The following is a 10,696-nucleotide window of genomic DNA, read 5'->3' as shown; positions in this document are numbered from 1 at the left end:
CGACCGGCCGCAAGATGCGAGGTGGCTGACCGAGGATCAAAAACGAATTGTCATCGGCGCGCTCGACGAGGAAGGTCGCAGCAAGCCGCATAACTCGCCGAACACGCTCCTCGCGGCGCTGCGCGACCCGCGCGTGTACGTGATTGCCGCGGGCTGGGCCACGGTGCCCATTTGCGGAACCATCCTCAACTACTGGACGCCCACGATCATCAAACAGGCGGGCGTTTCCGACCTGTTGCAGATCGGCTTCCTGTCGGCGCTGCCTTATATCGTCGGCGCGGTTGCCATGCTGCTGATCGCACGCAGCTCCGACCTGCGGCTCGAGCGCCGCTGGCACTTCGTGCTGTCGACGACAGCGGGCGCCACGGGCGCGGTGCTCCTGACGGTGCTGACGCACAACTCGGTTGCCGCCATCGCGTGCCTGAGTCTCGTTTCGGTGAGCTATTTCGCGGCCGCAGCCATTATCTGGACCATTCCGCCGAACTACCTGAAGGGCGCGGCGGCCGCCGGCGGCATTGGCGTGATCAGCAGTCTCGGTCAGGTGGGCGCTTTCTTCGCACCAATCGTCCTCGGCTGGGTGAAGAGCGTGACCGGCAGCTTTTCGGCCGGCATCCTGCTGGTGGCGGCGCTCGTTTTCATCGGCGGCATCGCCGTCTTCTTGGGCGTGCCGCGGGAGCGGCAGGCACAGCAATCCGGCGCGTGACGGCCAGCATTTTGACAGTCAGACAGGAGCAGGAATGAGCAAGCTTCAACTTTCCATCGCGGTGGGCAACTACGACCGGATGCGGCCGCTGATCGACGGCGACGTCCAGATCGACGGTGTCGATCCGGTGTTCATGCTGCAGGACCCGGAGGAAATCTTCTTTCGTGCGTTCCGGCACGCCGATTACGACATTTGCGAGCTTTCGCTCAGCAGCTATTCGGTGAAGACGGCCGCGGGCACGTCGCCCTACGTCGCGGTGCCGGTCTTTCCGTCGCGCGCGTTCCGACACAGCTCGGTCTACGTGCGTTCCGACCGAGGGATCGACCGGCCCGAGGACCTGAAAGGCAAACGCATCGGCGTGCCGGAATACCAGCTCACGGCCAACGTATGGGTGCGGCTCTTTCTCGAAGAGGAATATGGCGTGAAGGCGTCGGATATCCGCTGGGTGCGGGGCGGCTACGAGGATCCGACGCGCGTGGAGAAGATTGCGCTCAAGCTGCCTGAAGGCGTCGTGCTGGAAAGCGCACCCGAAGGGCAGACGATCTCGAACCTGCTGGCCGACGGCGAGATCGACGGCGTGATCGGACCGCGCGCGCCGTCGTGCTTCGACCGTGGGCATCCGAAGGTCAAGTACCTTTTCGATGATCCGCAGAAAAGCGCCGCTGAATGGTACGAGCACAGGCAGCTCTTCCCGATCATGCACACGCTGGGCATTCGCAAGACGCTCGCGGATCAGCACCCGTGGCTGCCCGGCGCGATCGCGAAGGCGTTCGAGCAATCGAAGGAAGTGGCGCTGGCCCGTTTGAGCGACACCTCGGCGACCAAGGTGACGCTGCCGTTCGTCGAGGACCAGTTGCGCAATGCACGGCGTCTGATGGGGCACGACTTCTGGTCGTACGGATTCGCGAACAACGAGCATGTGATCGACCGCTTCCTCGCGCAGCACCACGCTGAGGGATTGTCGAGCCGTCGCCTGCAGCCTGCCGAACTGTTCCACCCGGCCAGCCTGGAGCGATTCAAGATCTGACCTCTCGCGGCGGTTGTTCGAGCCGTCGCGCATCCGGCAGGCGCTGGGTGCGCGACGGATGCGCGGAAGCGGACAATACATCCAATATACTCAGTAATCCAGAATACAGATGAACATGAAGAGACACACATTCCCGCTCGCCTGCGGCGGGTTGCTGACGCTCGCCTGCACGGCGGCCCATGCGCAGAGTTCGGTCACGCTCTATGGCATCGTTGATGCGGGCGTCGAGTACGTCAACCGGGTGCCCCAAGGCACTCAGACGGGCGCGGTGATCCGGGAACAGTCGGGCAATCTCGCCGGATCGCGCTGGGGGCTCAAGGGATCAGAGGACCTTGGCGGCGGCTACAAAGCCGTGTTTACGCTGGAGGGCGGGTTCAACGTGAACACCGGCGCACTAGGCCAGAGCGGACGGCTGTTCGGCCGCAAGGCATTCGTTGGCGTCTCAACGCCGTACGGCACGCTCACGCTCGGACGCCAACAGAACCTGCTCTACGAACTGATGTACAAGTACGACGCGCTGACGTTCAACCCCAGCTATTCGGCGCAAAGCATGGACAGCCAGTTCGTGAATCGCGCGGACAATTCGGTGCGCTATGGCGTGCACCTCGGCGGCGTCACGTTCGCGGCACTGTACAGCACCGGGTTCGACGCGACGATTCCGAACGGTGGGAGCGTGCCCGGCGCAACGAAGGTGGGCCGCGAAATGAGCGCGGCGCTCCTGTATGATCGCGGGCCGTTCAGCATCGGGTTGACGTACGACCAGTTGCAGGGCACCTCGATCGCGACACAGAGCAATGCGCAGCAGCGCGCGCTGCTCGGCGTGTCGTACGACTTCGGGCCGGTCACGACGCTGGCGGGCCTGCGCTGGCTGAACACGCGCAATACGAATGTGCCGCCGAGCTCGCTGCTCTATTGGGGCGGCGTGACCTGGAGGGTGAATGCGCCGCTTTCCGTTTCCGCCAGCGTCTATCACACGCAGTTTCGCAATCCGCACGGTGGCCCGACGATGGGGGTATTGCTCGTCGACTACTCGCTGTCCAGGCGCACCGACGTGTATGCGGAAGGGGCGTATGTCTCCAATCGTTCATTTTCCAATGTCGGTATTCGCGGCACGGGCGTGGACATTGCACCAGGCATGGACCAGGCAGGCGTGACCGTGGGCATTCGCCACACCTTCTGAGCGGCTTTGGCTATGCGCTCCAGTGTCTCTCGCGCGGGCTAAAGCGCTATGATTATCACCGGTGCGGTCACAATAACAGCGAGGAAGGCATGGCAGCAGCACGTACTTCGGGCAAGGGCAAGGGCGGGGTCGCGAGCGAGGACCCCATTCTGCGGCACTGGCGCGAGGCGGTTCCGGATGATCGTCTTGCTCACCTGGTGAAGGATGCGGGCCGCGCGATGATTCGCGGTCTGCAAATGCGCCTGGCGCAGCATGAAGTCTCGTTCGGCCACTGGGCTTATCTGCGTGTGCTATGGGTCACCGATGGCCTTACGCAGAAGGAGCTCAGCGACGAGACCGGCACCACCACGCCCACCACGTTCAGTGCGGTGTCGGCAATGGAAAAACTCGGGTATGTCGAGCGCCGCTATGAGCCCGGCAATCGCAAGAACACGCACGTCTACCTCACGCCGCGCGGCCGGAGCCTGAAAAACAAGCTCGTCCCGCTCGCGGAAGAAGTCAACGAAATTAGCGTCAGGGGCCTGAAAACCACCGAGATCAACGTCGCGCGGAAGGTTCTGCTGACGATCATCGAGAACATGGCACGCGACGAATCCGAGTCGGATAACCCGGCGCTGCGAATCCCGTCGACGCGGGAAGTGGGCAATCTGATCGCGGCACGCGGGGAAGAAATCGATCAGGATTGAGGCGCAGCTCAGCGTTTCAGGTCGTTCCCGAGTAGCATATTCATTATAGATCTAATAATATTGGCGGACGCGCCAAGTCAACGACCGGCAGGACGGCAGGCTACGGCATGCTGCTCTTTCGCTCAAAAAATACGGATCTGGAATGGATGGAATGACCCGCGCGGCGATGACGCGCAACGTCCGCGATGCGCTCGCGGAAGATGTCGGCGAGGCCGACTGGACGTCGCTACTGATCGACCCCGACGCTTCAGCTGAAGCCGTTTTGACCGTGCGCGAAGCCGCCCTGTTGTGCGGCAGACCGTGGTTCGACGAAACACTCCAGCACGTCGACCCGCGCATCACGATTGACTGGTTTGTCGGCGAAGGCGAACGGATGCACGAAAAGCAGGCCGTCTGCCGGATCGCTGGCCCGGCGCGCGGTATGCTCACCGCCGAGCGCACCGCGCTCAACTTCATTCAGTTGCTTTCTGGCGTGGCCACCGAAACAAGCATGATGACGCGGGTCGTCGAAGGCACGGCTGCGCGGATTCTCGACACGCGAAAAACGCTTTCGGGATTGCGCCTCGCGCAAAAATACGCAGTTCGTGTTGGCGGCGGCGAAAACCATCGTCGGGGGCTCTGCGACGGCATTCTGATCAAGGAAAACCACATCGCGGGCGGCGGCGGCATTGCGTCGACGCTTCGCGCCACTCAAGCATTGGGTGCGGGTGTGACCGTGCAGGTCGAGGTGGAGACGCTCGATGAGTTAAAGGAAGCGTTGGCTGGCGGCGGCGCGGCGATTCTGCTCGACAATTTCTCGATCGAGATGATGCGCGAGGCTGTGCGTTTCACCGCAGGGCGCGCCGAGCTGGAAGTCTCGGGTGGTGTGACCGAGCAGACGCTGCGCACCATTGCCGAGACCGGCGTGGACCGTATCTCGTTAGGTAAGCTGACGAAGAACGTCAGGGCGATTGATTTTTCGCTGCGCTTCGTGGCGTTCGCCGGGTAACGAGATCGGGGTGCATGTGTGTGCCTCGTAGGAGGAAGCGCTGATAAAAAAATCCCTCGTTTTAACTGTACATGGCTCAGTTAAACGAGGGCAATGAGGGCTTTTGCGCTTGCCTCGAACTATCAAAGCGTTACATCTGCGCCCGTTTCGCTCGACTTCAGAATCGCGATACAGATTTCCAGCGTGCCCTTCGCCCATTCGCCATCGTGAAGGGGTGAGCGTCCGTCGACGACCGCGCCATACAACTCGTCGATGACTTCGGCGCGCGGCACGGCGGGTGCTGGCAGCGACAGCGTTTGGCGCTGCTCGTCGCCATAGACGACGATCGAATCGGGCAACGGGCGCAGATCCGCGCGTTCGCACGAAACGATGACCGGACCGAAATGCTGATGAAAGCGCGGCGGCTCGTCCGCGGCGGCCGTTGGCGGCTTGTATGCCGATCCGCCGTAGGTGCCGGCCGCCTTGAGCCTGGCCTCGTCGCCCGAGGACGCGAGTGTCTCCAGACGGTGGCGGGCGCTGCCGTATGTGTCAGGACTCGTGCGATCGCCCATTTCGCCGATCCAGCCGCTCCACTCTTCGGTATTGAAGTGGCCATAGCCGTTGTACGAGAGCGAGGCATAAGCGCCGTTCTCGAACCAGATCAGCGCGGAATAAGCACCTTCGGTCGGGCGTGACGGATCCCACCGTCCTACACTCGCGCGCAGCCGCGTCGCGCGCGAGCCGGCGAGCATTCGCACGATGTCAACCTGGTGAGCCGCCTGGCTGAAGACGGCGCCGCCACCTTCAGCCGTGGCCAGCTCTTCGGGCCGGCGCGGGCGGTACAGGTAGTCGGTGTAGTTCACGGCCTGGATCATTTTCACCGCGCCGAAATCGCCGCGACTGATCAATTCGCGCGTACGCAGGTATGGCGTGTCGAAACTGTGGCAATGGCCGACGATCAGATGCACGTTCGCTGCGCGGCATGCATCGATCATGCGATCGCAGTCCGCGGCGGCGAGCGCCATCGGCTTTTCGACCAGCACGTGTTTGGCTTTTGCCGCGGCAATTTCAGTGTGCTGTGCGTGGAACTGGTGCGGACTCGCAACGTAGATGATTTCGACGTTGGGGTCATCCGCCAACTCCGCCACGTCCGCATACGTGGGCGCAGCGAAGTCGGCGGCGAACTGCCGCCGCGCTTCGTCACGCGGATCGCACGCAGCGACGAGCTGGACTCTGGGGTCGCGCAGGAAGGTCGGCAGCATCAGCGAGAATGCCCTTCCCAATCCTGCTACCCCGATGCGCAAACGGCGCTGCTCCATGGCCGTGCGCCTCCCGTTATTGCTTGACCTGATAGTCGGTTGCGAGCGCGGACGGCTGATCGGCCGGTTCCGGATTCTTCTTGCTGACGTAACGCGCGGCATACGTGCGCCAGTCGATTTCCTTCGGCACGACAGCCTGGTACGAGCAGACTTCCCGGGAAATCGCCTTTGCTCCGGTGCCAATTGCTTCGCCATCCTTCTCGAATTCTGCGATCGCATCGATCATGCGACGACGGAATTCGACGATGGCGAGATCGCTTGCGCCGAGGCGCTCGTCCGAACGGTTCGCAATCGGACCCATCGTGACCCACATGGCGATGTCCTGGTTCGGGAAGCCCGAAATGCCAGTGAAATTGCCGGCCTTCATCGCCTGACGGTCCTGCCAGAAGCGGTTGTCGTGATTGCGCAGCGGACGATAGTACTGGTCCAGATCAACACCGACCTGCTGACGCAGGAACTTGCGCCACGTTTCGGTTTCCGGCGTCGTCTCCGGATCGCCCCAGGCGATGAAGTAGAACGCCGTGTTCGTGTCGTCCATCGGCACGTTGATGTTTGCAACGTTGTACAGATTGTTCGGCGGAATCAGTACCGTTCCCGGCGCCACGAACACCGTGGAGCGTACGTAGTCGTGCGTGTTGGCGTTGAAGATCGGGCGGCGCAGCGCGGCGTAACGGAAGCCGTAGTCAGTGCGCTCGACCTGCAGGCGCGGGGCCTTGTCGGTCGACGGGCGCAACCAGTTCTTCCCGGTCGCTTCGGCGCCGCCGACGCGTGCCGGCACGAAGTCGGACGAATGCAGGCTGGAGCTGTGCGCGGAGTCGATCGCGCCTTCAAGGATTTGCGCCCAGTTGCACGGCAGCAGCGCCTTGGCGATGCTCACGCGGGTGTCGGCAGTCGGCGCCCAGGCCGGCGGCACGAATTCGGGAATGGCGTCTTGCGGGCCCATATACGCCCAGACCATGCCGCCCCATTGCTGCACCTGGTAGGCCTTGTGCTTGACCTTGTCGGTCATGCAGCTCGCTGCCGGCTCGGACACCATTTCAAGCACGTTGCCCGAGACGTCGAACTTCCAGCCGTGATACAGGCAGCGCAGGCCGGAGTCTTCATTGCGACCGTATACGAGCGATGCGCGACGGTGCGGGCAGTACTCGTCCAGCACACCAACGCTGCCTTCCGAGTCCCGGAATACGACGAGGTCCTCGCCAAATACGCGCGCTTTGACAGGTGCGCCATCCGGCTCGCTGACTTCTTCGATGAGGCAAACCGGTGTCCAGTGCCGGCGCATCAGTTGGCCCATCGGGGTATCGCCTTCGACGCGGCACAGCAATTCATTTTCTTGGTGGGTCAGCATGTAATGTCTCCCGGCGAAAGGTCGCCTTCATCAACAGGTGTTGCTCGACTATATTAGATATCTAGTGAAAGTGGCAAGAACCTTTGGGGGCGTCCGGGAAAGTACGGATGGTCAGACGTGCCGCGGAAATATTCGATCCCTAATATAAATAGGTGGGATTCATCGCCGATGGATCTGATTTGTGCGGCGCTGGCTGCGCTTCGGTGGGGACGGCTACGTTGTCGTCATCGATCCCGGGAAGCATGCTGGGGGTAAATCCGTTGAAACCGGAAACGAAGCGCAATTGTTTGGGTGACTACACCGGCGCGAAAGGGGCGCGCAATGGCAAGCGGCGATCGGGTGCTGCAGATCGCGGTATCGACAAGCCTGAAGACTGGAAGGGCAAGCGCATCGGCGTGCCCGAATGCCGGCCGAATTGTTCTACCCGGCTAGGCTCGAAAGGCTTAAGGATTTAAGCTGCGGTGACGGTGGAATGCTGGGAAATTCGCGGCGTTCTATATTTCGCGGCTATGATATAGCTCTTGATAAAGCAGGATTAATCGAACATGACAGACTCTGTATTGAAAGATGTCGAAGCCCCTGTGCGGGAAAGTGACAACAGCCTCGTTTGGTCAGACGCACGGCTACTCGGCTTCACGCCGATGGATGACGTGCATAAGGAATTCTACGAAGTCGCACTACGGCTCGTGACCTGCACCGACGCGAGCGCCCTTGCCGCGATCGAGGAATTCGAAAAACACGCCGTCAGCCATTTCGAGCAGGAAGACGAATGGATGCGCACGACAAACTTTCCCCCGCGCGACTGCCACATCGACGAGCACGAAGCCGTGCTGAAGTCAGTCCGAGACGTTAAAGCGGCGGTCGAAGCAGGGCAGGCCGGTTGCGCGCTGGTGCATGACATCGGCATGCATCTGTACAACTGGTTTCCAGGACACGCCGACTACCTGGATTCGGCGCTTGCCGCATGGATGACGAAGCAGACGATGGGTGGAAAGCCTGTTGTCTTAAGACGGACGATTTGAGCTTTGATATTTTGACGTTTGAGATCTTGAGACAAATATAAAAGGCCCTGCCAAAACTCACCACTCGCGGCACCTCATAGAGGAACGCCCGCGATTCGTGGAATTCTCACCAAAATTGTTAAGCGGCTAATTTGATGCACGTCGATCGGGCGCCCGTCGCGAGTCATATGCGTGAGTGAGCGGCCGTTCTGCAGTCCTTCGGCTCTCTATGCGTCTATGCTCTGCGCGCTCAGAGTTTTCCTGCGCAGCGGCTCCCGTCAACACATCGTCGCTTTCCGGCATCACTACTGGAATCGCAGCGGACGATATCGGTGCCGTTCAGCTCCCCGACTCGCGCAGCACGATGTGACCGAGTTCGGCGAGGCGGGCGGCGTCGACGCGCACGCTCGGGCAGGAGATGCCCATGGCGGCGATCATCTCGTCTTGCGCGTCGTAGATCGGGCGAGCCACGCAGCGGATGCCATCGGTGAATTCCTCGTCATCGATGGCATAGCCCCGCTGGCGCGTCTGTTCCAACTCCTGCGCGAGGGCCAGCTCTGAAGTCAGGGTGCGCGATGTATAGGTGGCCAGTTCGGCCGGCGTTTCGGCATGGCCGAAGGCCAGGAAAGCTTTACCGAGCGCCGTGCAGTGCAGCGGCGACAGGGCGCCAATCGGATGATCGACCTTCAGCGGCAGGGTCGAGTCCACCTTGTCGATATACCAGACGCGCGAGCCGACCAGCACCGACAGATGCGTGCATTCCCCGGTGGAGGCGGCGGCGAGCCTCTCCAGCGCCGGGCGCCATGCTTCCTTGATCGCCACGACTTCCTCGAGCGTGCGTTGTACCGGCTTGCCCGGCTGACTGCCGTTCGAGGGCAGATAGCGCCGGTTGGAATCCTGCGCCGCATAGCCGGCAGCAACCAGCGTCTTCAGAAGATGGGCGGCCATGGATTTGTCCATTTCGAGTTCGCTCGCGAGTTCCGTTAGCCGGACGGGGCCGCGATGAGTCCGCAGATACGTCAGTGCTTCGAGGCCAAGAGTCAGGGACTGGAGCAGTCGCATGAATATCCCTCCACGCCAATAAAAAGTTTTCCTCAATTGGTTGCGCGTTTCCGTCCATTGCGAACGGAAGAACTACGATGACCGTTGGTAATCGTGCGAAGCCAGGAACATCGTTGTGAAAAGCGACTGGTATCTCGATATCGGAGTTTGCATTATGATCAGGAATGCGAATGCAACAGGCGTGAGCAATCACGGCGCGTGCCGCAGTCAGTGAAGTGCGAGCCCCGCGCTGGTTCAGCAGTAGTGGCGCAGGTTAATCATCGTATAGGCAAGCGTCTTGAACGCGTAGTGAACGTCACTGATGCGTTCAAAGCGCAGCAGCAGACGGCGGAACTTGTCCTCCCAGGCGAAGACCCGTTCAATGGTCCTGAAGCGCTCCTCGAAGATGGCCGGATCGTAGCGCTGCTTGCGGCCCCGCTTCGGTATTTTGCGTCCGCGCGGATTCTCGGGGATGTTCGGGGTCATGCCACGATTGAAGATCGCCTTGCGGTTGGCCCTGCAGTCGTAAATGCCATCCAGGCTGACGATTGAACCGTGCAGGTCCGCGCCAATGGCGCGGGCCATGGCGGTAAGGCTGGGCAGCGCGTCGCGCAACAGCGGTGATTCGTTGCGGTTGCCGGGAGCGCTGATGAATGGAGCAATGACGTTGCAGTTGCGATCGCACAAGGCCACCACCTTGTCGCCCTTCAGATGCTTGTGCCCGCTATACCCGAGATTGTCGCCGCCTTTCTTCGCCGCCGTCGTGGTGCCGTCGCCGTGGATGACCGAAAGGTCAAGCAGCTGGTCCTGATGAAGTTGCTGCACCGAGCCCGAAAAGATGGCATCGATGCAACCATCGGCCTGCCAGCGACGAAACGTGCGGTAGATGCGCGTATAGTGAATTTCAGGGTGACCTTCTGCATTCCTGTCGATCGGCAGCATCTTCCATTGGCAACCCATGTACAGTGCCTGCAGGATGTAGTTGAAGATCTTGTGCAAGGCCAGCGTGGGGGGAGGTCCGCGACGGCCCAGGCTCAGATGCGGCCAGACAAATTGCTCGAACTGCTCCAGGCGCAATCTTGTTGGAATCTCTTGCCAGTATGGGCTTCGGGTCATTCGCTGCGTCCAGAAATCTGGACTTTAGCCGATCTGGCTACTCTGACCTGAAATCCAGTCCTGGCGCGGCTTGCAGACAAATTCCACGGCCGTCGAAAACCGGCAACCAGTTGATCGACATCTCATCGACGGTTCGCTTCCGCTCGTCTCGTTATCCCACACCTGACGCATTCGCTGCGCCTTTTCTTCAACGCTCACCACCACGTCTCTTAAACGCAGCAGCTTGAAGTGGTTTGATGCCTTCTCCTGAAAGACGGCATCGAGGGGCCCACCCTCATCGATCAAACAGCTTTCATAGCACACTCGCC

At 61.2% G+C, this 10,696-nt stretch carries 11 protein-coding genes; 7 read left to right on the top strand and 4 right to left on the bottom strand.

The features are described 5' to 3' along the window. From HWY30_RS31455 to nadC, 5 genes are all read left to right on the top strand, one after another. Positions 1 to 703: MFS transporter (locus HWY30_RS31455; RefSeq protein WP_176078976.1), on the top strand; the 703-nt coding region annotated here is incomplete at its 5' end. Positions 704 to 737: 34 nt separating this feature from the next. Further along, positions 738 to 1,730: an ABC transporter substrate-binding protein gene (locus tag HWY30_RS31450; protein WP_090812403.1), complete on the top strand. Its 993-nt coding sequence runs from the start codon at positions 738 to 740 to the stop codon at positions 1,728 to 1,730. 109 nt (positions 1,731 to 1,839) lie between these two features. After that, positions 1,840 to 2,910 carry a porin gene (locus HWY30_RS31445; protein WP_090812402.1) on the top strand — a complete coding sequence of 357 codons (1,071 nt, stop codon included), beginning with the start codon at positions 1,840 to 1,842 and terminating at the stop codon, positions 2,908 to 2,910. An 89-nt stretch (positions 2,911 to 2,999) separates the two neighbouring features. After that, positions 3,000 to 3,596, top strand: a complete 597-nt coding sequence (locus tag HWY30_RS31440) for a MarR family winged helix-turn-helix transcriptional regulator (RefSeq protein ID WP_090812401.1) — start codon at positions 3,000 to 3,002, stop codon at positions 3,594 to 3,596. Positions 3,597 to 3,738: 142 nt separating this feature from the next. Further along, positions 3,739 to 4,584, top strand: coding sequence for a carboxylating nicotinate-nucleotide diphosphorylase (nadC, locus tag HWY30_RS31435; protein WP_090812400.1), 846 nt, complete (start codon positions 3,739 to 3,741; stop codon positions 4,582 to 4,584). Positions 4,585 to 4,706: 122 nt separating this feature from the next. Here nadC and HWY30_RS31430 read toward each other — a convergent pair whose 3' ends face one another. Then, the gene (locus tag HWY30_RS31430; protein ID WP_090812399.1) at positions 4,707 to 5,882 is read right to left on the bottom strand and encodes a Gfo/Idh/MocA family protein; all 1,176 of its coding nucleotides are present in this window, start codon (positions 5,880 to 5,882) and stop codon (positions 4,707 to 4,709) included. A 16-nt stretch (positions 5,883 to 5,898) separates the two neighbouring features. Beyond that, positions 5,899 to 7,230, bottom strand: a complete 1,332-nt coding sequence (locus HWY30_RS31425) for a Rieske 2Fe-2S domain-containing protein (RefSeq protein WP_090812398.1) — start codon at positions 7,228 to 7,230, stop codon at positions 5,899 to 5,901. 218 nt (positions 7,231 to 7,448) lie between these two features. On the opposite strand from HWY30_RS31425, the gene HWY30_RS41125 reads away from it, so the two are divergent. Together HWY30_RS41125 and HWY30_RS31420 are read left to right on the top strand one after the other, a co-directional pair. After that, positions 7,449 to 7,685, top strand: a complete 237-nt coding sequence (locus HWY30_RS41125) for a hypothetical protein (RefSeq protein WP_143037346.1) — start codon at positions 7,449 to 7,451, stop codon at positions 7,683 to 7,685. A 90-nt stretch (positions 7,686 to 7,775) separates the two neighbouring features. Beyond that, on the top strand, positions 7,776 to 8,252 hold the full coding sequence (locus tag HWY30_RS31420) for a bacteriohemerythrin (RefSeq protein WP_090812397.1): 477 nt from the start codon (positions 7,776 to 7,778) through the stop codon (positions 8,250 to 8,252). 318 nt (positions 8,253 to 8,570) lie between these two features. On the opposite strand, the gene HWY30_RS31415 is transcribed toward HWY30_RS31420, so the two are convergent. Further along, a complete protein-coding gene (locus HWY30_RS31415) occupies positions 8,571 to 9,293 on the bottom strand; it encodes an IclR family transcriptional regulator (protein WP_090812396.1) in 723 nt (240 codons plus the stop codon). A gap of 234 nt (positions 9,294 to 9,527) precedes the next feature. Then, entirely contained in the window at positions 9,528 to 10,388 is an 861-nt protein-coding gene (locus tag HWY30_RS31410; protein ID WP_090812218.1) for an IS5 family transposase, read from the bottom strand. Positions 10,389 to 10,696: the final 308 nt, after the last annotated feature.

Source organism: Paraburkholderia tuberum STM678, from assembly GCF_902833905.1.
Lineage (GTDB): Bacteria > Pseudomonadota > Gammaproteobacteria > Burkholderiales > Burkholderiaceae > Paraburkholderia > Paraburkholderia tuberum.
This window is presented reverse-complemented; position numbering and strand designations above follow the sequence as displayed.